This window comes from Pseudomonas sp. CFBP13509, from assembly GCF_005233485.1.
In the GTDB taxonomy this organism is placed as follows: Bacteria; Pseudomonadota; Gammaproteobacteria; order Pseudomonadales; family Pseudomonadaceae; genus Aquipseudomonas; species Aquipseudomonas marginalis.
In genome coordinates this window covers 60,424-83,663 of sequence record NZ_QGAA01000004.1, presented here as the reverse complement: position 1 = coordinate 83,663, position 23,240 = coordinate 60,424, and the positions used below count along the sequence as shown (strand labels likewise).

Sequence of the window (23,240 nt, the reverse complement as noted above, 5' to 3'; positions counted from 1 at the left end):
TACATGGCATTGATTTCACGGCGACGCGTTCATTAGCCATCCTGACCGCGATCAGCAAAACGCACCGCGATAGCCTGGAATTGCTCATGGTTGGCCAGGAAAACCTCGCAAATATCTGGATCGAAATGCGTAGCACATCCCTGGCGGATTATCTCCAGCGCCTGATCGTGTGACATGCCTTTCTTGTATACGCGTCGGCTAATCAGCGCGTCATAGACATCCGCCAATGCCATGAGCCTGGCGCTGATGGGGATGTCATCGGCACTCAGCCCATCGGGATAACCGGTACCATCCCACTTCTCGTGGTGGCTGTAGGCGATCTCCTTGGCCAGGCGCAGAAATCCCACCGAGGTGCCCAACTGCTCTTCGGCATGCCGGATTGCATCGCGTCCCAGTACCGTATGGGTCTTCATCGTCTCGAACTCTTCCGGCGTGAGGCGCCCCGGCTTGAGCAGTATGTCATCGGGGATGCCGATCTTGCCGATGTCATGCAACGGAGCTGACTTAAACAGCAGGCGGATACTTTCGTCATTGAGAAACTGCTGGAACCTCGGATGTTCGCGAAGCATCTCGGCCAGTAGTCTGACGTAGTGCTGAGTTCGTCGAATGTGGTTACCCGTCTCATTGTCGCGGGTTTCGGCCAGCGAGGTCATGGCCTGAATGGTCACATCCTGGATGGCGATGACCTCGGCGGTGCGGCGCTGGACTTCCTGCTCAAGGTAAGCCTTCTGATCACGCAAAAAGTCGGCGGCCGCCTTGATCTTCAATTGGGTTTCCACCCGTGCCAGCACGATGGGTGGGTTGATCGGCTTGGTGATGTAGTCCACGGCGCCCATCTGCAAACCCAGGATCTCGTCTTCCATTGTTGCCATGGCGGTGATGAAGATTATCGGAATATGAGCGGTGCGCGGATCGCGCTTGAGCTGCTCTGCCACCTCATACCCCGACAGATCAGGCATCATGATGTCGAGCAGAATCAGATCCGGGCGAGGCTCCTGCACCGCTGCCTTCAGCGCGCGCTCACCGCTGATGGCAACCCGCGTGCGGTAGATGTCCTTCAGCAGGCCATTGATCAGCGTAATGTTCTCCGGCGTATCATCGACAATGAGGATGATCGGGCGAAGTGAGTAGTTTAGCGTTTCACTCATGATGCTCCCTCCAGCACGGGGTATCGCGGTTCGTCGATGCACGTTTGAGGGTTAGCCGTGCGGCCTCGAAGTCAAAGTTGTTCACCTCATTCATCAACTGCTCGAAACTGTCCTGGCCGAGTGCTCCGCGCAACGAATCCGCATACTGTTCCATATAATCCGGCGCTGCTCCGTCATTGGCCTCCAGCAGGTGGATGAGCGCTATGGCATGCTGTGCCCAGTCGACGCTCGATACCACCGCCGGTGCTGCCTGGCCGCTACCCAGCGCTTGACGGATTGCATGCACGGCCAGCGAGAGCGCCTCGATCAATTCATTCACCAATGCGTCCGACTCAGCGTGTGCCCTGATCGCGGTTTCCAGCTTACCGGCCATGGCTTGCAGGCCGCTGAAACCGAGGTTGCCTGCAACGCCTTTCACGGTGTGGGCCATTCGCTCGGCCGTCGCCCGATCACCCGCGCGTAGCGCGTTCCCCAGCGCTTGCCCTTCCATAGCCCTGCGGTCGGCAAATTGACCCAGCAGCTTGATGTATAGCTGGCGATTGCCCGCCACTCGCCTCAGTCCGTCGGCGCTATCTAGCCCTGGAATGTCCGGTAGGCGCTCCTCGCCCGATGCGGCGCTGGACGGCTCCACTGCCGCCGACCGAGGTACGACCCAGCGCAGAACCGTGGCGATGAGTGCTTGCGGATCCACGGGCTTGGTCACATGGTCGACCATGCCCGCCTCGATGCAGCGCTCCCGGTCCTCGACCCTGGCATGTGCGGTCATAGCAATCACCGGGATCTGTGCGCAGTGAGGCCCGACGCGAATACGCCGGGTCGTCTCGAGACCATCCATCTGCGGCATCTGTACGTCCATCAGCACCGCGTCGTATTGCGCTGCAGCCAACATCGACAGCGCCTCGCAGCCGTTGCCGGCAACTTCCACCAGGGCACCGGCAGCCTCGAGAAGCTCCCTGGCAATCTGTTGGTTGATTTCGTTGTCCTCCGCGACGAGCAGGCGCACTCCGGCGAGCACCTTCGCCTGCGCAATGGGTACGGTTAGCGCCACCACGCCCGTTTGCGGCGCGAATAAGTTGATCAGTACCTCTACCAGCGAGGACTGGTTGACCGGCTTGACCAGGAACGCGCGAATGCCGGCCGCTTGCGCAGCGGCGTGCATTTCGTCATGCCCAAATGCACTGACCATGACGGCGTACAGTGCAGGCTGCAGGCCAAGCGCCCGGCGCGTCGTCTCGATGCCATCCATCTCTGGCATTTGCCAATCCACCAATAGCGCCAGGAATGGGTGGTCGGCCGAAGCACCGCGAAGGCTCTCCAGAGCAGCCTCGCCTGACGCCACCGCGACCGGCGAAAGCCCCGCTACGCGAAGCATGTCGGAAAGGATCTGGCGCGCGTCGGCATTGTCATCGACGACCAGGACGCGCGCTCCGGCGAGCTCCGCAGGGACAATCTGGCGCTGCGTACGCATGTGCTGGTCAAGACCAAGCCAGACGCTGAAAGAGAAAGTGCTGCCGTTGCCCGGTTCTGAGTCAACCGCGATCGTTCCGCCCATCAGCTCGACGATGCGCTTCGAGATGGCAAGGCCCAGGCCGGTACCGCCGAATTGTCGCGTTGTGGAGCTATCGGCTTGGGCAAAGGCCTCAAAGAGTCGCCCGGTTTGCTCGGGAGTCATGCCGATACCGGTATCGCGGACACGAACCTGCAGTTGAACTTTGTCGCCGGTGCGGCCCAGGTTGCGAACCACGACCGTCACCTGCCCCTGTTCGGTAAATTTCACTGCGTTGCCTACCAGGTTCAGGATGACCTGGCCCAGACGCAGCGGATCTCCAAGCAGCGTATCGGGAACGTCCGACGCCCGGTCGAACAGCAGCTCAATGCCCCTGTCGTAGGCCTTTTGCGCAATCAGCGAGGACACGTTGTCGAGCACTGCGTCTATCTCAAATGGCACTGCCTCGACGCTAAGCTTGCCGGCCTCGATCTTGGAGAAGTCGAGGATGTCGTTGATGATGCCAAGCAGCGAAGTGCCCGCGTTGTGGATCTTCGAGACATAATCGCGCTGCCGCTGGTCCAGAGAAGTCTTCAGCGCAAGGTAAGACATGCCGATGATCGCATTCATGGGCGTGCGGATTTCGTGACTCATGTTTGCAAGGAAGTCGCTTTTTGCCCGCGTCGCCTCTTCAGCAATCTCCTTCGCCCGCTGCTGCGCGTGCTCTGCTGCCTTGCGCTCGGTGATGTCCTGCAGCCAGCCGAGCAGCCCTTGCTCCCCCTGGATCTGGATTGGCAGGTAGGTGACAAGCATGGTGCGTTCGCGCCCCTGCCGGTCACGCATCGGCACTTCCTGGTCCTTTGCGATGCCGTCGTCCGTGAGGCGTTCGACGATGGCTTCGCGATCATGCCCATTCGCGTAAATCTGCGAAGCAGCGTCACCGACGCCTACGCCGAACGTTTCACAGAAGCGGGGGTTGGCGAAGCGGATCACGCCCTGGGTAGAAAAGGCTATGTTGATTGGACTCGTATCGAGGATTGCCTGCAGCCGCGCGCGTTCTTCGCTAAGCGCCACTGCTGCCGCATGATGATCCGTGACATCGCGCACCCAACTGGCGACCAGGGTCTCACCGTGGATTGTCACGAATGATGCACCGACCAGAACCCAGAGAATTGATCTATTTTTGTGCAGCAGGCGGGTCTCGAAGTTTTCGACCTTGCCGTTTCGTGTCAGCAGTTCGAGGAAGCGTTCGCGCTCCTCAGGGTCGAAATACAGGCTCGTGGCGTTGCGCCCGAGCAGGTCCTCGCTGACATAACCGGTCGCCTGTGAAAAGCGTTGGCTTACTTCCCTGACAGCTCCGTTCCGATCTGCCAGCACCAGGCTGGCGGGGCTGGTATCCATGAGCGCGCGGGTGAAAGCCTCGCGCTCGGCTAGCTCTGCGGCAACGCGCTTGCGCTCGTCTACTTCCCGGTTGAGGCGTCGGTTCCAGGCCAGCATGGCGCCGAGCAACAGCAGGACCGCGACCAAGCTCGGTATCGCCCAGCTCATTACGGTTTTAATATCGAGGCCGTCCTCGTTGAGGGACTCCTCGAACAGCCGGTATTCCATGAGCGATACGCGATAGTACCGCCGCCAGCTCGCATCGAGCGGCGAATCAATGCGATTGCTGGACTGGAAGAACTGCTCCAGCGCTCGTGCGAGATCCGGCGCGTTGCGCGCAACACCCCACCCAACGCTGGTCGCTTCGCTGACCGGAAACGCAATGGAGAGACGTTCGGGATCTTCACGAGCCCAGCGCAGCGCGCTTTCACTACCCAACACCGTGAAGTCCACCTTCGCATCGGCTACCAGTTTCACCGCCTGCTCGGTTGGCGCATAGACGATTCTGACCGGCTGACTGGATAGAGGACCGCGGTTGGCTTCATCGATCCACTGCTCGTAGCCCGTACCCTTCTGCACTGCCGCCGTCAGACCGAGCAGATCAGACACCTCGTTGCCAAGGGACTGGTTGGAGCGATGGGCGATGACCAGGTTGCGTACCCGGTAATAGGGCACGAGCAACATCTTCGTTTCGCGCCAAGGGACGATCTGCAAGTCATTTGGATAAAGATCACAGCGGCCTTCGGCGAGTAGCTTCGGGTCGTAGCTTGCCTCGCGTACGGTCTCGCCCCGATCGTCGTGAAACTGCGCATCGAAACTCGGCAGTTCCGTTACCTGTGGGCGTAAACCGAGTGACCGCGCGAACGCCTCCGCGTTAGTCCGGTAGAAAGAAGCGCTTGAGCCAGCCACGCATATGCGCAGGACGCCGCTTTCCCGAATCTGGGACAGCGTACGTGCTTCCACGCATGGCATGCCCAACACCAACAAGCTTACCAGTGCAAGCAACGCTCCCAAGCGCGGCTCTGTTTTCAAAATGCTCCTGCTGGTAGGTAATTGCTCACTATCCAACTCCACATATCCTTGTGAACGCCCTTGCACGAGCTTGTCCGCCGTTCTGCACTGGTATTATAGGTTTTTGGAGTGTAGGCATACGGTGCAGCAAGCGCCAGCAACAAAAACAGGGCCAGCTAGCAACTTCCCACTGCTACTCACCGTCCGGAGAGTGAGTTTCCGGACGCTTACTTAATACTCGCACACCTAAGTTTCTCCAATGTCCGGAAATGGCCGGGAGCTGTCTGTTCCAGGGAAGCAAACGCCAGCCACGCCGCAAGCGAGTATAGCGGCCGCTTGCGGCGTGGCGCGCGATTGCTGGCCCTGTATGAGTGATGTCACAATGTCGCGCCACGCCTTGCACGCTCAACCACGAGCGCGATCCATGGACTCTCACGATGCCCAGCCGCTGTTGCTGTTCTAACGCGCTCGACCGGCCGGAGAGACTTCTGTTGGTTCGGCTGCGTCGACTACTGTGTTTCGTGTTGCTCTCGGCTCAGGCTGCGTGGGCGAGTCCGGTCACTAAACAGAATAGTGCTGAGCAGGTTATTGATGTACAGCTACGTTGGCGGCATCAGTTTCAGTTCGCGGGCTACTATGCCGCCATCGCTCAGGGCTATTACCGTGAAGAAGGACTGGACGTGCGCTTGCACGAAGGTGGCCCCAATGTCACACCGGTCGAAGAAGTGCTCTCTGGGCGTGCCCAATACGGCGAAGCTAATAGCGAATTGCTCTACGCACGCCTGCATGGAAAGCCCTTGGTAGCGCTGGCGGTGATTTTTCAGCACTCACCTTCCGTGCTCGTGGCTCGCACAGACCAGGGTGTTCGCACTGCGCACGACCTGATCGGCAAGCCGTTGATGCTGATGGATGCGCAGACAGATGCCGATTTTCTGGCGATGTTCCGTAGCGAGGGTATACCCCTCGAAAAACTACAACTGCTACCCAGCAGTTTTCAAATTGGGGATCTGGCCAGCGGTAAAGTGACGGCGTTCAACTCGTACCTGACCAACGAGCCCTTCTACCTGCAACAGCGGGGCGTGGAATACAACATCATCTCGCCCGTCACCTACGGGATCGACTTCTACAGCGACATCCTGTTCACCAGCCAGGCCGAGATTGACGAGCATCCACAGCGCGTCGAGGCCTTCCGCCGCGCTACCCTGCGCGGCTGGCGCTACGCGATGGATAACCCCGAGCAAATCATAGACCTGCTGCTCAATCAGTATTCGGTGGACAAAAGTCGCGCGCACTTGCAGTTCGAAGCTCAGGCCATGCGTCCGCTGGTGGTATCTGACCTGATCGAGATCGGTCATATGAACCCAGGGCGTTGGCAACGTATGGCTGAAACTTTCCTCGAACTGGGTATGGTCGACACTATCGCCGGGCTGGAAAACTTCATTTACGATCCCAACCCGCCGCAACTCGTTGAGCGACTGCGCAAGACCATTGTTCTGATCAGCATCGGCGCTGTGCTTGTCCTGATGTTCGCTCTGGTTCTGTTGAATTCCCAGCGCCATCTACGCAACGAGATCAAGTTGCGCAAACTCGCCGAAGAGGAAGTACACAAGCTGGCTTTCTATGACAGCCTGACTGGCTTACCCAATCGCAATAGTTTTATTCCCTTCGCTAGTCAGAGGCTGCTCGATGCAAAGAATCGTGGAGAGCATCTGGCCCTGTGCTATATCGACTTGAACCACTTCAAGCAGATCAATGATCGTTATGGCCACCAGGCGGGCGATGCCATGCTGATCCACGCAGCCTCGGCGATCAAATCCAATATTTGCGAGTTCGAAATAGCTGCCCGCATGGGCGGTGATGAATTTATCTTGCTGCTCGACGGCGCGCATCGCAGAAGCGATATCCAGCGCATCACAGGTGAAATCTGCGAAGCCGTCGCCTTGCCCATTCCATGGGAAAACAGCCAGATCAAGGTTAGCGCTAGCCTAGGGGTGGCGTGGTATCCGGAAGATGGTGAAGGCCTCGACGATTTGATTTTCAAGGCTGACACCGACATGTTCCAAAGCAAAGCCAGTATCGCTGCGCACGCTTGAAGCTGCTGCGTGGTGCCCCTGCGAAAAGACTTGGTGGTTAGAAACCAGTGCGCCATTGCGGTGTGCGTGTGTCGTCCTTCGCATGAGGCTTCAATTCAGCGCAGTTGACTGGCCCGGATTGTGAAAGCTGAATGGCCACTTCTGGCCGTCTGCTGCCTGTCGCAACGGCAGTTTTTGGCGAATGCTGGCCCTCACTCTAAACCGTTTCATGCACTTAACTCACGGGTGGCTCAGGACATCCGCCTCCCCCGCTGCTACGCTTTCGGCTCCTTCATTGGAGTCGAAACAATGCCCACTGAATATTCACTGCCTGATGTCCTTGAGCGTCTGTACCAAAACCAGCTCGCCTTAGAGGCGGCGGTGATGGAGTTGACGTTGTGGATTGAGCGCAAGGGTACGACGGACACAGGCGACAATATCCGCGGCGCGCTACAAACGATTGGAGAGAACGCCGGACACATCAAACAAGGTTTGGCAAAACTGAAGGCCCGAGGCCCACACTAATTAAGCTGTCCACGACGTCCCGCATGCGACAGCCTTGCTTGGACTTTGTGCGCTTACAGTCCGGGCCATCTGTTCGGCGCAAAGGATGACCCCACACTTTACAGTTCGTCAGGTACAAATCCTAAACTCCCTGCTTTTATGTAAAATGGCATAATATGCCAACGTTCGAAACAATATGTTTGCCCAGAGTTGGAGCTAATGATGGCGACGCGAAACGTTGTGCTCACCCCTCACCAAGAACAGGTTATCCAGGACCTGGTCCAGTCCGGCCGTTATCAAAATGCCAGCGAAGTAATGCGAGAAGGCTTAAGGCTATTGGAGCAACGCGTCGCCGAAGATACCGCCAAAATTGAGGCCCTGCGTCAGGCGACCTCGATCGGCATCATGGACCTTGAGCACGGGCGCTTTACTCAGGTGAACGAAGGAGATCTGGAGCACTACCTCGAGGGCTTGAGCCTGGAGGCCACCCTCCCCGCGCGAGAGAAACACTGAGCATGCCGCAGTATCGGATTTCCAACGCGGCGCGTGCCGACATTGTCGACATCCTCAGGCTCTCCCAAGCGCAGTTCGGCGATCAAGCACGCCAGCGCTACCAGGCGCTGATCCTCGCGGCGCTGCAAGCGCTTGCCGACACGCCTTATTGCATTGGCAGCCATGACCGCGATGAGCTTGCACCGGGCCTTCGCAGCTATCATCTCACCTATTCACGCCAGCAGGCCAGACATCCCCATGGAACGGTCAAAAGCCCACGCCACGTCGTATTTTATCGTTTGGCAAATGACGACGTGATCGAGGTCGTCCGACTCCTTCATGACGCCATGGAAGTGCAGTTGCACTTACCTAACGACTGATCAGCGACCTGGCCCAACGGCTTAACTGGCCAGGAATAGCGAAGGTAAGGCGTCCCCTCTATATCTCAACCTGAGCGCCCTCGTTGTCAGCCGACTTGGCGGCCAATTGAGGCGGGAGGTTCGGTGTCCACCGGGCTATCGAGACCCACGACCAGAGCCCTGGCAACATCACGCAGAGCACGAGCATCTCGCGGGTCAATTTCAGGATAGGTGCAGAGAGACAGACCCGACAACTCCACTTAAGGATGTCGACTCATTACCCAAATCCTCTTCCGAGCGACCAAGGATTTGCCAGATACGGGTTGCTCATCCAGTATACGGAGGCGCACTGAATACCAGTGACGGCCACCCAGATCCATGTCAGAAATCGCCATTCGCGATCGCTCGCACACCCTGTGCAATTGGGGGCATAAATGGGGGCATAATTCGCTTTTTTCAAGCTGAAACTACTGTCCTAGAGCCTAGTCAAAATGTTCTTTGGGGACCCCGAGAGTTTGTAAAAAAACTCTACCAGGCTCTATAAACGGATATAAAACATTATGAACCCGACAAGCACGCTGCGACGTGGTCAACCACATCGCCCCGCTCAAGGCCAAGACCGCCAACTTCGAGGCACAGTTGCTCAATGAAGAGCGCACCTTCGAGTATGTCGCCAAGCAATGGCTAGCATTTAAGTCTGCCGAACGGGTGACCAAATCCATTACAGGGTCTAGTGGTGCGCTGAGTAACCTCATCTTGCCTGCTATCGGCAATAAACTGCATCGACACCTTGAACTCGACATTTAATACCTGGCGCAGCAGCCCAAAACCGCTCCGGCCTGCGACCACATACGCTTTGGGCCAAAACTCGTCGATAGGCCCCCTGCATCACGCGGCTAGGCCGGGAAACATCTGACTAGCCAGTGCCCACGCAGCTGCTCCGGATCTGTCGACGTGCGCCCTGACTGATAAATTGAATCCCACGCAAGGGAGCAAGTTGGAAATACCAGTCAACTCGCCAGGCGTGGCCATTTTGCAGCAATGCAAACTAAGGCCAAGTACGTGCCACGATCGCGGTCATTCCACATAACGCAGCCAAAGATGGGTCCGACCGGAGATCGCCTGGGCGACTGCGAGGTGGCGTGCTTGCAGGTATTCATCGCTAGTGTTGTAGAGCGCACAAATGTCTTTGGCAACCAGATTAGCCAGGGCCAGGTCAGGCGGCTCAGCACGAATGAAGCCGATGTAAGAGGCACCTACTCCCATCAGTTCATAACCATGCGCCAGTAAAAAATGATGCGCCACCGCAAAGTTCTTTGCAGGATCAAGATCTGAAGTGAAATAGCCGTTCGGAAAAGCCGCCAGTGCCTCGCACGACTGCTGAACGGGTACCAAGAGCGCTGAAAGGGGCTGATCTAGAAGAGAGACAGGGTCGTTCTGGTAAGCGATCCACTCCTGTAGGGCCTGCTCATCAAGCGTCAAGCCATGGGCGCAAGCATCTTCGAAAGAGGTGAATGCAACCAGGTTCATGAAATTGCGAAAGCACATTGCAAATTCCGCTTTCGTTGTCGGATAGCCAATGTATTCACCATTCTCAAAGCACTCCGGCGGTAACGCCGCGATGTCCTGCTCCGATGCATCGTCCATTCCTGAATTGTTGCGCGCATGCCCCGAGGTGTAGCGGGCTTGGTGCAAGTCATCGAGCGAGAACAGAGGTTTAAAGCCTGGGTGCAACTCAGCAATCCTACGATGGGCTTCAGCCAGATCGTCAAAGCGGGTAATCCCGCTTACGCCGTACTCATCGCATGTACCTACAGACGGGTTCTCACGCATGCCATTACCGCGAAATTCGATATCCATAAACAGTGGTCTGCTCCGTCTTGTTACTGAAATAAGTGGGTAATCCCAAGGACCTCTCTGCCTGCCCAATACTCCTTTTACTATTGATGAGAGTCCGCCTCCTCAGCGGGATAAAACTCGCCAGCCTTCCCACTCTTTTTCAGCCGTTCGCGCACCATTATCTCAACCCGGGCCACTGCGGCTTGATCATCAGGATTGACCAACTGCACGCACAGGCGTCGGACATTCTGATCGTGGGTGCCCTCGCTCATCATCTCGTGAGTGAAGACCTGCTCGCCACGCCATAGGCACAGTTGGGCATGAGTTGCGCCGAGCCATATCTCGTTGATTGATCCAAGGTCGGTAGTATCCAATTGATCCACGGTGATGGTCTTATCCATGGCGCTATACCTTACCAAATGAGTAGGTATAGATAGACTGACAGGCATTGACGGTCGTTCCAAACATCGGCAGGTCAACGGCGCCAACGGTGGTTAAGCACGCGGCGGACCTAGCTCTCAATAGTTACGTATTGCGCAAGAAACGCTCAAGCACATTTTTTGTGATCATCACCGTGTAAATGTCCGCCTGCATGAGCCCATGCACCCATTCGCACGTGGCGGCGGTAAACACCTCGCCTCGACCTTTGTGGAAGTGCACCACCATGCCGGCCCCGCGGCTATGCAAATCGATGCTGGCGTCGCTGAGGTCGGGCGCCAGGATGGAAGCACGAAACCGTGCATCGCCATCGCCGAGCATGAATGAATAGGCATCCTCGGACCGACCATGCTCGGCATTGGTCGCCCAGCCCATGGCGAGAATTTGCAATCCGCAGGGCGCCCCGTCTGTGTAGAGCGGTTCCGGGAGGCCGTCGACGAAGGTGTATTCCAGGCCATCCACCTCATAGCCGAAGATGTTGGCTTCGTCCGCGAACATATCCGCGTAACCCAGGCCCGTCCCCAGGAACGCCCAGTGCTTGGGCCTGAAGACTGTGTAGCCGCGCGGGCTGCGCGGCGCCATGCCTCCAAAGCTGGCGTAAATCCCTCGCAGAGCATTCACCCCGAACGTCGTTGCCCCGGGGTGATTCACCCTCGGATCTTCCCATGCCCCCGTTAGCCGATGAGGCTCGGTAGCGGCCACAGGATCGAGCGCACCGGCGTCGTACTTGTAGGCCACCTGCCGCCGGCCTTCATCCTCCAGGCGAATCTGCCACATGAAATTGCCGGCGAAGCGCGCGACCTTGCCGCCCTCCTCGACAAAGGCGTCGACATGGTCGCGCATTTCCCGCGTCCAGTACTCGTCGTGCCCGATGAAGACGGCGCAGGCGTAGCCCTCAAGCGCGTGGGGGTCGTGATGCAAATCGTCCTGGGTCACGATATGCACCGTATAACCTTGCTGCTCGGCCCAGACTACAAAAGGTCTCTCGAAGGAAGCCCACCCCGCCAGCGCGTAGTACTTGGCGTAGCCATTAAGGGAGGCCCATTCGATGAACTCATAGCGCGCCGGCCCTGGCGTGCGGGGCCGGCTCGCGTTGACGCAACGTGGCGCATCGGTTGGCAGCCACACCTGCCCTCGCGCCCAGGGGCGCTGTGCCGACAGCAACGGTGAGCGGCCACGTGGCGTGCCGGGATGAACGCCAAAGTAATGATTGGCTCCGCCCCAGTCGTTATAAGCAGCCCACGTCGAGGTGGCCGCAACGAGCACCAAGGCATCGGCACGCTTGCGCAGCGCCTTGACGATAAACAGATGATGCCCGAGGACGCTGTCGTCGCCGTCCCGCACTTCCACTATGTAGCCACCCTGCTCGGCATCCGCCGGAATTGACCATTGCATGAAGACAGGCCATTGGCAGCCATGCTCATAGGCACGTTCGGGTATGGGGTGGAATCGAGCGTCAAGGCTGTCGGTGGTATGCAGCGTGCGGGCGATGGCGCCATCACGATAGATCCGCAGCCGCACGTGCGGGCGGTTCGACGACAGATACAGGCAAACCGAATCACCCGGGCTATAGGCGCGGCGGTCCGAATAGCACCAGGCGGCCGCCGGGCCCGACTCGCAAGGGACTTCGACCCAGGTCTCGCGTGCGGCCTGACGTGGGCCCGAAGTCTGGCTGACGGTCACGTTGGCGCCCGGGCGTTCGCCTCGCGCAGCGGCGTTTTTGAGGTCTGTGGAATTCATTGAGTCGTACTCCTTTGATCGGCTGATTCTGCAGCTCGACCAGCCAATGTATTTACGCTGACTCGAGCGCCAGGCGCCTTGATGTGCGCAAGGTCGATGCCCGCTGTTTCGTCGATAAGAAACCCTGCCAGGACGGTGACAACGCCCAACCCGATCACATAGCTGACGTACAGATAGCCAAGGTCGGCGCCGCTGAGATAGTTGTGTAGATAAGGGGCGGTGCCGCCAAAGATCGCCACTGAAACCGACGAGACCAAACCGACGCCCTGGGCCCGTGCCTGGGTCGGCACCTGCTCGGACAGCACAGCAGGGAAAATCGCCGCGATCAGCGACCAGGCGCCCAGCCCCAGCACCTGGGCCAGGAACAGCGTCCAGGGTTCAGTGGTCACCATTATCGAAAGGGGATAGGTCAGCACGATCACGCCCAGGCCCCAGGCAATAACCATGGGCCGGCGCCCTACCCGATCGGACACCATCCCGCAGACCGGCAACCAGCACACACAGAGGAGCTGCGCGAGCAGACTGGCCACATAGGCACCCGTGGCGTCCATGCCCTGGGCAATCGCCGTCGAAGCGCCAAACGTGACCCACGCGTAGTAAGTGACATTGGCGGCCGCAGCAAGCATGACGATGTTGCGCGCCACCCGTAGCATCTCCCCCCTGGACAGCTTGCGCGGCGGCCGCGCTTGCCCTTGCTGCTCTACGAACACATGAGATTCCTGCGCACCACGGCGCAAAAACAGCGCGTAAATACCGAGCACTCCACCAATGGCGAAGCCGACCCGCCAGCCGTAGTCACCCATGGCCTGGGCACCCAGCAGCCAGGTCAGCGTCGCCGCCACGGCCGTTGCCGCCATCACCCCGAGCGTCACCCCCACGTAGACGGAACTTGACCATAGGCCACGGTGCTTGCTTGGGGCGATCTCGGCGACATAGGTGTAGGACACCCCTGTCTCGCCACCATGGGCGAGCCCCTGCATCAGCCGGAAAAACAGCAGCGCGCCCGACGCATACAGGCCAATGCTCTGGTAGTCAGGGATAAGCGCGATGCCCAGGCTGCTGATCGCAAGCAGCAGCATGGTGAGCACCATGATGGCCCGGCGCCCCAGTCGGTCGCTCAGCCGGCCAAACAACCAGCCGCCGACAGGGCGTGCGACAAAGCCAACCGCAAACACCGCAAGGGTCGCGAGCATCGCCGAGCGCGCATCGGTCTTGTCGAACAGGTTGCTTGCCAGGTACACCGAAAAGGTGGCGTACAGGGTCCAGTCGAACCATTCGAGCGCATTGCCGATACCGGCTGCGCGCAACGATTTGAGGCGTCCTTGGTGAGACGTCGTATTGTTCATGGGGTATCTCCTGGTGACGAACGGGATCGAAGCGGTTTGGCAAACCGGATCAAAGGTGCAACGCGGGCTTGGGCTGACGTACGCCCTGGGCAGAAGGGACGCGGACACGCAGCGCAATCAGCAGCGCGGCCAGCAGCATCAGTACGGCCGCCGCTACGAATACGCCTGCGCTGCCACCGACGCTGAACACTGCACCGCCAGCGGCAGCGCCCGTGGCGATGGCCGACTGCACAGAGGCCACTACCATCCCTCCGGCACTTTCCGCCTGGTCAGGTACCGCGCTGGCGACCCAGTTCGACCACGCCACCGGCACACCACCAAAGGCCAAGCCCCAGACCGCCAGCAGTAGCGCCTGCCCCGGCACCGAGGCCGGCAACAGCACCAACGCCAGGGCTGCAACGCCGACCAGCGCCGGCATCAACACCAGCGTGGCCAGCGGGTGGCGCTCCAGCAGCCTGCCGGCCAACAGCGTGCCGGCGAAGTTCGCCACGCCAAAACCCAGCAACATCAACGACAGCCCCTGCGGGCCGATGCCAGTCGTCCCTTCAAGGAATGGCCGAACATAAGTGAACATCGCAAAGTGGCCGCTGTGCACCAGCACACAACCGAACATCCCCATGGCGATGCCCGGGCGCTGCAACACCTCGAGCACAGTGCGCAGACGTGCCGGCCGGCGCGGCGCCAGGCGCGGCAGCGTGAACGACTGGAAAGCCAGGGTCACCATGCCTACCGCCGCTGCGGCAAAGAACGCGCTGCGCCAGCCGTACAGCCCGCCAAGATAGCTGCCCAGCGGTACTGCAACGACCGTCCCGACGGCAATGCCACTGAAAATGATCGACAGCGCCCGGGGCAACAACGCACTCGGCACCAAGCGCATCGCCACCGCCGCCGCCATGCTCCAGAACCCGCCAAGGGCAATGCCCAGCAAGATGCGCATCACCAACAGCACCGCGAAGCTGGAGGAAACGGCGACCAACAGATTGGAGGCGACCATCAACGTGGAAAAACCCAGCAGCACCCAGCGTCGGTCGATGCCGCGGGTCAGGCCTGGCACCAGCAAGCCAGCGAACAGCGCAACCACCGCTGTCACCGTCACCGCCTGGCCAGCCAACGCTTCGGACACCCCCAGATCGTTAGCCATCAGCGTCAACAAACTGGCCGGAAGGTACTCAGCGGTCAGTAATCCGAATACGCCCATTGCCAACGAAAATACTGCCATCCACGCGGGCGTCGCAGGCTCTACGTCCGCACCGACGCCGGAATGGCGGTCGGATACGGTGTTACATACACAGTCAGTCATTGCACGGATCTCCCAATCTTCATGGCGAGCCGAAGTCTAGGCGCGGGAAGCTGGATGATCTATGATCAAAAATCTCTCCTTTTTGACTAAAACACCTGAATAATGCCAGCAGATCAATTTGCTCTTTCCTCGGACCTCATCAACGAGCTGTTGCGCGGCATGCGCCTGCGTGGCGTCGAATACCGGCGTATCCAGGCAGGTCCAACCTTTGGTTTGAGCTTCGCGGAAAAACCTGGGCACGCCTGGTTCCACTTCATTGCCGTGGGCAACGCAGTGCTGCGAATGGAGGACGGCAGCACCTACGCTTTATCTGCCGGCAACGCCGTGTTCATTTCCCACGGCGCGGCCCACCAACTGTTTTCCGATCCGGACGCACCTGTTCAAGACATCGACCGCCTGGACGGCGCGCCCTTAGGTGACACCGTCAGCGCGGTGGATACCGGAACCGATGCCAGCCCCACGCCGAGCACTATTTTGTTCAGTGGTTGCATGGAGTTCGAACTAGGCAGTATCCATGGCCTTGGCCGGCTGATGCCGGGACTGATGCTGATTGATGCCGGCGGCCAGCGTTACCCCGGACTGGTGCCGATCCTGACCACCATGGAGCGCGAGGTCAGCGCCGCGCGTATCGGCTTCGCCGGTATCCTCGCGCGGTTGGCCGACGTGGTGGCCGCCATGGTCGTTCGCGGGTGGGTGGAGTGCGCCTGCGGGAATGCCTCTGGCCTGGTCGCCGCCTTGCGCGATCCACGCTTGGCCGGTGCCCTGCTGGCGCTCCATCAACAACCGGGCCGCGACTGGACCGTTGCGCAGCTGGCCGAGCACTGCAATACCTCGCGTTCGGCCTTCGCGGACCGCTTTCAAGTGACGATTGGCATGACCCCGCTGCGCTACGTCACCGAACTGCGAATGCGGCTGGCAAGCCAGTGGCTGACGCTCGAAAGGCTGCCGATTGAAGAGGTGGCGCAGCGCTTGGGCTATACCTCCCAGGCCGCTTTCAGCCGCGCATTCAAGCGCATTACGGGCAAGACACCGGGTTTGAGTCGCAAGGTGAGGCCGCACGCTGTTACGTGAGGCCGAGCGCAGGTAGCCGATGATCCGAGCCTTTGACTCATTTACCCCCCGTTACGTCGAGGAATGTACCGGTAACGAAGGATGCCTCCGCGCTCGCCAGCCATAGAATCGCGCGCGCCACTTCCTCCGGCTGACCGCCCCGCCCCATGGGGATCGAATCCTTGACACGATCCACCCGCCCCGGCTCACCGCCGCTGGCGTGCATGTCGGTATAGATATGTCCGGGGCGAATACAGTTAACGCGTATGCCTTCCCGGGCCACCTCCTTGGCAAACCCGATGGTGAAAGTCTCCAGCGCGCCCTTTGACGCCGCATAGTCGACGTACTCATTGGGGCTGCCGAGGCGTGCCGACGCCGAAGAGACATTGATCACCACCCCGCCTGGGCCGTTGTAGCGGTAAGACATGCGCTTAACCGCCTGCTGGGCACAGAGTATCGGCCCGATGGCATTGACCGCAAAGATGCGCTGCATCCGCTCGAAGCCAAGGTCCTCAAGGCGTGACTGAGGTGCGAGCATCCCGGCGTTATTGACCAGTACGTCGATGCGACCGAACGTGCGGTCGATGGCCGCGAACATATCGGCCACCTGTTGCGGGTCCGCACTGTCGGCCCGCATCGCCAAAGCCCGGCGCCCCAATGCTTCTACATCCGCCACCACCGCCAGCGCTGCGGACTGGTTGGCAACGTAGCTGATCGCGACGTCATAACCTCTTTCGGCGGCCAGCCGGGCGGTTGCCGCCCCCACTCCACGACTTCCACCCGTGATTAGAATCAGCGGTGCCTGCAAGACATTGACCATTAAACATTGCTCCTGAGCCGTTGGCTGTATCAGCCGATGATGAGGGTGCCGCTGGCGATCACTACGCATGCCAGTATCCGGCGTGCGGTAAGCGTCTCGCCGAGGAACACATAGCCGATCAACGCCGCAAACAGCACGCTGGTTTCGCGCAATGCGGATACCGCGCCCAGTGGCGCTTCGTTCATGGCGTAAATGACCATTCCATAGGCGAGCAAAGAGACCAGCCCGCCGACCAACGCGGTCACTGTTCCAGGCCGGACGCGGAACAAGCTGCGGGTGTCGCGCAGGCCGATGTAGACCACCGGCATCAGCACGCCCCACAGCGCGCACATCCACACCGTGTAGGCAAGCGGCGCACCGGAGAGCCTGGCGCCGATGCCGTCGACCACGCTGTAGGCCGCGATAAAGCCGCCCGTTCCCAGCGCATAGGGCAGGCTGGGAACCGACAGACTGCGCCCTCTGAAGGCCAGCGAAATAATCCCGCCGGACACCAGCGCAATACCGAGCAACTCGCCAGGCGTGATGCTTTCCCCGGCAAACACGGCGGCACCCAAGGTGATCAGCACCGGCGACGATCCACGTGAAATCGGATAGATCTGCCCCAGGTCGCCGACGCGGTAGCTGCGCACCAGAAACAGGTTGTAGCCCACATGCAGCAACCCCGACAGCACCGCGTAGCCCCAGCTTTCAATCGCGGGGGGCACCATGAACGCTGCGGCGACGACACTGGCGATGGCGATGGCAATGCACATCACCGTCATGGACCACAGCCGGTCGGCGCCGCTACGCAGCAGCGCATTCCAGCTGGCATGCAGCAGCGCGGCGAAAAGCACGAGGAGGATGAGATGAGTAGGCATGCCCCACTGTAGGCAATCCGGCGCCGGGGCTAAAGCGAAGTCTCCTCAGCGCAGCATGAGCGGAAACTCATGACTCATTCATCCGGTCGCTGGACTTTCAGTGCCTCGCTGACCAGCCATTGGCGAAAGCTGGCGATGTGCGGCTGGGATTCGATGCCCTTGGGGCAGACGAAGTAGTAAGCAAGCGGCGATGGAAGCGGTACGTCGAACAGCCGCACCAAACGGCCATCGCTGATTTCGTTCTCCACATGCCCGCTGCGCACCAATGCAACGCCCTGGCCGAGCAAAGCCGCCTCGACCGTCATGTTGGTATCGCCAAACCTGACGCTTTCCTGGAGCGGCAAATAGGCCAACCCGACGGCTTGAAACCACACCTCCCACTTTGGCACCAACTCGGCGCCATCCCGAGTCAGGAGCGGGAAATGCAACAAGTCTGCCGGGCTTTGCGGTGTGCCAACGCGCCGCAGCAGTTCGGGACTGGCCACGGGAAATACCTGCTCCCCAAACAGGAACTCCGAATACAGGCCTGGGTAATTGCCCTTGCCGAGCCTGATCGCAACATCAGCCTGGCCGTGCGAGAAGTGGATGATTTTATCCGTGGTGTCCAGCGAGACCAGCAGCTCGGGGTGCTGGCGAGACAGACGCGGCAAGCGTGGCAGCAGCCATTTGAGCGCAAAGGAATAGGTGGTGCTGACGCTGAGCCGAACCCGGCCCTTTTGCTCGCGCAGGTCACCCAAAGTCGCCTCCAGGCTGATGAAAAACTCCCGCACGATGGGCGCCAGCGCAGCCCCCGCTGCCGTGAGGCGTAACGCCTTGCCACGTTCAAACAGCGGCAGCCCCCAAAGCGCCTCAAGGTGCTTGAGCTGGTGGCTGACCGCGCTTTGAGTCACATGCAGTTCCTGTGCGGCTGCAGTAAACGTCGGGTGGCGGGTGGCAACTTCAAAGGCGCGCAAGGTCGCGGTAGGCGGCAGGTCTCTCATCGGGGCAGGATCCAGCGAGTTATAGGAAAAGCGCATGCATGAACGTTAGCTCATGCAGCAGCTTACTTCACTGTAACCATTTGAATCCTCGTCCTTGTTCAGTCCGCGCCTACAGAAGCAGCAGCTTTGGCGAATTGACCGACGAGAGGACACCGGCGCCCTCCCCTCGAACACCCCTTGCTCAGGCAGGTCGCACTGCTTGAGCCTTGCTCGCGTTGCCTGGGCGGATTTTGAACCAGATGGCGTACATCGCCGGCAGGAACACCAACGTCATGATGGTGCCGACCAAAGTACCGCCGATCAGTGTGTAGGCCAGCGTGCCCCAAAAAACAGAATGGGTCAGCGGGATGAATGCCAGGATGGCCGCCATCGCCGTCAGCAGTACCGGGCGGGCCCTCTGTACCGTGGCTTCGATGACGGCGTGAAAGGGATCCAGGCCTTCCTGGGCGTTGTGATGGATCTGCCCGATCAGAATCAGCGTGTTGCGCATCAGGATGCCCGACAGCGCGATCAACCCAACCAGGGCGTTGATACCAAACGGCTGATGAAACATCAGCAGCGTCGGCACCACGCCAATAAGTCCCAGCGGTGCGGTGAAAAACACCATGATCATTGCCGAGATCGAACGCACCTGGACGATGATGATCAGCAGCGTCAGTGCAATCATGATCGGAACCAGCGGCACTATCGCCTGGCCTGCCTTGCCCGACTCCTCGATTGCACCCGCTTGCTCGATCCGATAGCCGGCGGGGAGCGTGTCGATAATCGGCTGCAGTTGCTTGATGATCACACCCGATACATCAGGTGGTTGAAGGCCTTCGTCAATATCGCCACGCACGGTGATCGTCGGTGTACGGTCACGGCGCCTGAGGATCGGATCCTCCATACGCACATCCACCTCTCCGACCTGGGACAGCGGGATCCGCTGGCCCGCGGCGCCCACCAATGTAAACCCTTCAATCCGCGCAGGGTCCAGACGTATATCGCCTGCGGCGCGCCCAACCACCTGCACTGAACGAATGTCTTCACGAACCGACGTGATCGGCACGCCCGTCAGCAGGAATTGCAACTGCTGGGCGACGGCGCTGGAGGTCAGTCCAACCGCCTGCAAGCGATCCTGATCCAGGCTGAAATGCAGAGTCGGCGCCAGAGGGCCCCAGTCGCTGTTGACGGTCCTCATCAACGGACTCGCTTGCATGACCGCTTGTACACGACCCGCAATCTCGCGCAGCTTCGTCGGGTCAGGCCCCATTACCCTGTAGGCGACGGGATAGGGTGAATACGGCCCAAACACAATTTGAGTCGCCCTGACACGGGCCTCGGGGGCAAGCCCGGCAGCGACCGCCTCGCGAAAACGCAGCTTGAGGGTTTCACGTGCCTCCTGGCTGGACGTCAGCACCACGATCTTGGCGAATGACGGATCCGGCAGTTCTGGCGCCATCGCCAGGAAGAAACGCGGCGCACCCTGCCCGATATAGGCCGTGACGATTTTTGCCTCTTCCTGCTTTTGCAGCCAGGCCTCGACCTTTTTCGCAGTGGCACTGGTCTGCTCGATGGAGGTTCCGTAGGGCATTTGCACCTCGACCATCACCTCGGGACGGTCTGACGTCGGGAAGAACTGCTTCTTCACCAGGCCCATGCCCAGGACGGCCACGACAAACAGCGTGATAACCGTGCCAGCCACCAGCCACTTGAGCTCGATGACCCGGGTCAGGACCCGGCGGAAGCGGTTGTAGCGCGGGGTATTGTAGATAGCCGCATGCCCACCCTCTACCTGCTTGATGTCTGGCAGCAACTTCACGCCCAGGTAAGGGGTGAAAGCCACTGCGACAACCCAGGAAGCGATCAGAGCAATGCCCACGATCCAGAACATGTTGCTGGTGTACTCGCCGGCAGTGGACTGGGCGAAACCGTTTGGCATGAAGCCAACCGCTGTTACCAGTGTGCCAGAGAGCATCGGCGCGGCCGTATGACTCCAGGCATACGCGGAGGCTTTGATGCGGTCGTAGCCCTCCTCCATTTTCACGACCATCATTTCGATCGCGATGATCGCGTCATCTACCAGCAACCCGAGCGCCAGGATCAATGAACCGAGGGTAATACGGTCAAAGTTCTTTCCGGTGGCCGCCATCACCACAAACACGATCGCCAGTGTCAATGGCACGGCAGCTGCGACCACGACGCCTACACGCCAGCCCATGCTGAGAAAGCACACAAGCATCACCACGAGCAGCGCGACAAAAAACTTGACCATGAACTCGCCAACGGCCGAGTCGATGTTGACGGCTTGATCGGTCACCTTGGTCAGCGTCATGCCCAGTGGCATGCCTTCATTGATCTTGGTCGTCTCGGCGTCCAGCGCCTTGCCCAGGTCCAGGCCGTTCCAGCCTTCGCGCATGATGACCCCCAGCAGCAGGGCCTCTTCTCCGTTACTGCGCACCAGAAAGGTTGCCGGGTCTTCATAGCCACGTTCGACAGTGGCCACGTCGGAGAGCTTGAGCGTGCGCCCCTGAACCACAATCGGCGTGTCACGAATCTTCTCCAGCTTGTCCAAGGCGCCGTCCAGGCGGAGGAAGACTTGCGGCCCATTTGTTTCAATCGAACCGGCGGGCGTGAGCACGTTCTGATTATTCAGCGCGGCAAAGATGTCCTGAGGCGCAATGCCCAGGGTGGCCAACCGATCATGGGAGAACGAAACAAATATTCGCTCGGCCTGCTCACCGATGATGTTGACCTTCTTCACGCCCGGCACATGCAACAGTTGCTGGCGCAACGACTCAGCATCACGCACCAGCAGCCGCTGCGGCTCGCCTTTGGCTTTGAGGGCGAACAGCGCAAACGTCACGTCCGAATATTCGTCGTTGACCAAGGGCCCGATTACACCCGCCGGTAGCTTGGTGGCTTCGTCGTCGAGCTTTTTGCGTGCCTGATAAAACTCTTCCTGCACCTGTGAGGGTGGCGTGCGGTCCAACAACGACACCATGGTGAAAGCGAGACCGGGCCGCGTATAGGTTTCCGAGCGGTCGTACCATTTCAATTCCTGCAGGCGTTTTTCAAGTGGCTCTGCGACCTGGTCCTGCATTTCCTGCGCGGTAGCCCCCGGCCAGGCAGTAATGACCGTCAACTGCTTGACCGTAAACGGTGGATCCTCCGCACGCCCCAGCTGGAAGAACGCCAGGGTGCCCGCAACCGCGATCAGAAAGATCAGGAATACCGTAATGGATCGCTCACGAACGGCGATCGCAGAAATATTAAAGCGGCCTTCGCTCATGGATGACTCCCGGCAACATTGGCTTCATCCTGCCGGGGCACTCTCACGTCTTCTCCATCGCGCAGCAGATGGGCGCCTAACGCGACGATCTGCTCACCGACCTTGAGATCGCCTGCCACGCGTGCGGCATCGTCGCTCAATCCCAGCACCTGAACAGGACGCCAGCTCACCTTTGCCGGCGAGCCTGCGATCACCCACACACCGGTGCCATTGCCTGGGTCATAAAGGGCTGCGATGGGGACTTGCAGCACCTGCCCGTGCGCGGCGCCTTCTGCGATCCGCAGCGTGACCGTCGAGCCTATCGGGGCATTGGCCAGCGCGCCCTCAAGCACATACCGCGCCTCGAACGTGCGCGTCACTGGGTCGGCAGAATCAGAAAGCAGCCTGAGCTTCGCTGTAACAGCCCCTGCGGTACTGCCGTAAAGCGTCGCTTGCGCGGTGGATCCGGCTGCGGGACGCAACGTCTCGGGCAGATGCACGATGGCTTCGCGCTGGCCTGCGCGGGCCAGTCGAACCACGGGCTGCCCCGGGCTGACGACTTGCCCGGGCTCTGCGAGTGTTTCCACCACGACACCGTCGGAATCCGCAAATAACACCGCGTAGCCGGAAGCGTTACGGGCGACATCGGCCTGGGCTTGTGCGGCGCTGAGCTGCGCCTTTGCGCTATCCGCTGCGGCCTTGACCTGGTCGTAGGCCGATGCAGAAACAGCCCCTGCGGCGACGAGGTCGCGATATCGCGCCTCGTCATCGGCGGTCTGCCTGGCGCGGGCCCTGGCGGCGGTGACCGACTCTTGCTGTGCTCGCGCCTGCAACCCCAGGTCGATAGGGTCAAGGCGCATAAGCGGCTGACCGCGTTTAACGCTCTGGCCGGTATCGACCAGCCGCTCGAGGATCTTGCCGGAGACCCGAAAGCCAAGATCACCCTGCACGCGGGCCGCCACTACCCCCGTGAATGAACGTGACGTCTCTGAGGAACCCTCAACCGTTCCGGGCCTTACCAGAGGAGCCTGCGTACGCGGATCGTCAATGTTGGATGAGTCACCACACGCCGTCAGGACGAGAGGCAGCAAGCAGGCTGCAAGGGGGATGGGTCGGAGCCGGAGCATAGGTTCCCTTATTGAATAGAAAGAACAGGGATCGTATATTC

18 protein-coding genes are annotated in these 23,240 nt (G+C 60.0%); 6 read left to right on the top strand and 12 right to left on the bottom strand.

Annotation, left to right across the window (positions count from 1 at the left end):
- Positions 1-32 precede the first annotated feature (32 nt).
- Both PspCFBP13509_RS08300 and PspCFBP13509_RS08295 read right to left on the bottom strand, forming a co-directional pair.
- Positions 33-1,148 (bottom strand): HD-GYP domain-containing protein, encoded by a 1,116-nt coding sequence (locus PspCFBP13509_RS08300; RefSeq protein WP_058426041.1) that lies wholly within the window; start codon positions 1,146-1,148, stop codon positions 33-35.
- The gene (locus tag PspCFBP13509_RS08295; protein WP_223271427.1) at positions 1,141-5,088 is read right to left on the bottom strand and encodes a response regulator; all 3,948 of its coding nucleotides are present in this window, start codon (positions 5,086-5,088) and stop codon (positions 1,141-1,143) included. Before PspCFBP13509_RS08295 ends, PspCFBP13509_RS08300 begins: the two co-directional genes overlap by 8 nt.
- Positions 5,089-5,462: 374 nt before the next feature.
- On the opposite strand from PspCFBP13509_RS08295, the gene PspCFBP13509_RS08290 reads away from it, so the two are divergent.
- The 5 genes from PspCFBP13509_RS08290 to PspCFBP13509_RS08265 all read left to right on the top strand — a co-directional run bounded on the left by PspCFBP13509_RS08290 (position 5,463) and on the right by PspCFBP13509_RS08265 (position 9,259).
- On the top strand, positions 5,463-7,118 hold the full coding sequence (locus PspCFBP13509_RS08290) for a GGDEF domain-containing protein (protein ID WP_223271420.1): 1,656 nt from the start codon (positions 5,463-5,465) through the stop codon (positions 7,116-7,118).
- A gap of 288 nt (positions 7,119-7,406) precedes the next feature.
- A complete protein-coding gene (locus tag PspCFBP13509_RS08285) occupies positions 7,407-7,622 on the top strand; it encodes a hypothetical protein (RefSeq protein WP_058426048.1) in 216 nt (71 codons plus the stop codon).
- Between the two features lie 201 nt (positions 7,623-7,823).
- Positions 7,824-8,114 (top strand): type II toxin-antitoxin system ParD family antitoxin, encoded by a 291-nt coding sequence (locus PspCFBP13509_RS08280; RefSeq protein WP_027605753.1) that lies wholly within the window; start codon positions 7,824-7,826, stop codon positions 8,112-8,114.
- A gap of 2 nt (positions 8,115-8,116) precedes the next feature.
- The gene (locus PspCFBP13509_RS08275) at positions 8,117-8,473 is read left to right on the top strand and encodes a type II toxin-antitoxin system RelE/ParE family toxin (protein ID WP_058426049.1); all 357 of its coding nucleotides are present in this window, start codon (positions 8,117-8,119) and stop codon (positions 8,471-8,473) included.
- A gap of 564 nt (positions 8,474-9,037) precedes the next feature.
- Positions 9,038-9,259: a hypothetical protein gene (locus tag PspCFBP13509_RS08265; RefSeq protein ID WP_235865585.1), complete on the top strand. Its 222-nt coding sequence runs from the start codon at positions 9,038-9,040 to the stop codon at positions 9,257-9,259.
- A 270-nt stretch (positions 9,260-9,529) separates the two neighbouring features.
- On the opposite strand, the gene PspCFBP13509_RS08260 is transcribed toward PspCFBP13509_RS08265, so the two are convergent.
- The 5 genes from PspCFBP13509_RS08260 to PspCFBP13509_RS08240 form a co-directional block, all read right to left on the bottom strand.
- Positions 9,530-10,312: a hypothetical protein gene (locus PspCFBP13509_RS08260; protein ID WP_065927669.1), complete on the bottom strand. Its 783-nt coding sequence runs from the start codon at positions 10,310-10,312 to the stop codon at positions 9,530-9,532.
- A gap of 80 nt (positions 10,313-10,392) precedes the next feature.
- The gene (locus PspCFBP13509_RS08255) at positions 10,393-10,692 is read right to left on the bottom strand and encodes a hypothetical protein (RefSeq protein WP_065927670.1); all 300 of its coding nucleotides are present in this window, start codon (positions 10,690-10,692) and stop codon (positions 10,393-10,395) included.
- Positions 10,693-10,816: 124 nt separating this feature from the next.
- Positions 10,817-12,469: a N,N-dimethylformamidase beta subunit family domain-containing protein gene (locus tag PspCFBP13509_RS08250; protein ID WP_137211804.1), complete on the bottom strand. Its 1,653-nt coding sequence runs from the start codon at positions 12,467-12,469 to the stop codon at positions 10,817-10,819.
- Entirely contained in the window at positions 12,466-13,815 is a 1,350-nt protein-coding gene (locus PspCFBP13509_RS08245) for an MFS transporter (RefSeq protein ID WP_137211803.1), read from the bottom strand. The genes PspCFBP13509_RS08250 and PspCFBP13509_RS08245 overlap by 4 nt, the downstream gene beginning before the upstream one ends.
- Before the next feature lie 49 nt (positions 13,816-13,864).
- Positions 13,865-15,115, bottom strand: a complete 1,251-nt coding sequence (locus PspCFBP13509_RS08240; RefSeq protein ID WP_065927672.1) for an MFS transporter — start codon at positions 15,113-15,115, stop codon at positions 13,865-13,867.
- A 102-nt stretch (positions 15,116-15,217) separates the two neighbouring features.
- Between PspCFBP13509_RS08240 and PspCFBP13509_RS08235 the strand changes: the two genes are divergently transcribed.
- Positions 15,218-16,186: an AraC family transcriptional regulator gene (locus PspCFBP13509_RS08235; protein ID WP_065927673.1), complete on the top strand. Its 969-nt coding sequence runs from the start codon at positions 15,218-15,220 to the stop codon at positions 16,184-16,186.
- Between the two features lie 37 nt (positions 16,187-16,223).
- Here the strand turns inward: PspCFBP13509_RS08235 and PspCFBP13509_RS08230 are convergent, their stop codons facing one another.
- The 5 genes from PspCFBP13509_RS08230 to PspCFBP13509_RS08210 all read right to left on the bottom strand — a co-directional run bounded on the left by PspCFBP13509_RS08230 (position 16,224) and on the right by PspCFBP13509_RS08210 (position 23,199).
- Complete coding sequence (locus PspCFBP13509_RS08230; RefSeq protein ID WP_137211802.1) at positions 16,224-16,985, bottom strand: SDR family oxidoreductase; 762 nt, start codon at positions 16,983-16,985, stop codon at positions 16,224-16,226.
- A 29-nt stretch (positions 16,986-17,014) separates the two neighbouring features.
- Complete coding sequence (locus tag PspCFBP13509_RS08225; protein WP_065927675.1) at positions 17,015-17,842, bottom strand: DMT family transporter; 828 nt, start codon at positions 17,840-17,842, stop codon at positions 17,015-17,017.
- Between the two features lie 74 nt (positions 17,843-17,916).
- Positions 17,917-18,822 carry a transcriptional regulator GcvA gene (gcvA, locus tag PspCFBP13509_RS08220; RefSeq protein ID WP_065927676.1) on the bottom strand — a complete coding sequence of 302 codons (906 nt, stop codon included), beginning with the start codon at positions 18,820-18,822 and terminating at the stop codon, positions 17,917-17,919.
- A gap of 181 nt (positions 18,823-19,003) precedes the next feature.
- A complete protein-coding gene (locus PspCFBP13509_RS08215) occupies positions 19,004-22,093 on the bottom strand; it encodes an efflux RND transporter permease subunit (RefSeq protein ID WP_065927677.1) in 3,090 nt (1,029 codons plus the stop codon).
- Positions 22,090-23,199, bottom strand: coding sequence for an efflux RND transporter periplasmic adaptor subunit (locus PspCFBP13509_RS08210; RefSeq protein ID WP_137211801.1), 1,110 nt, complete (start codon positions 23,197-23,199; stop codon positions 22,090-22,092). The genes PspCFBP13509_RS08215 and PspCFBP13509_RS08210 overlap by 4 nt, the downstream gene beginning before the upstream one ends.
- Positions 23,200-23,240 lie beyond the last annotated feature (41 nt).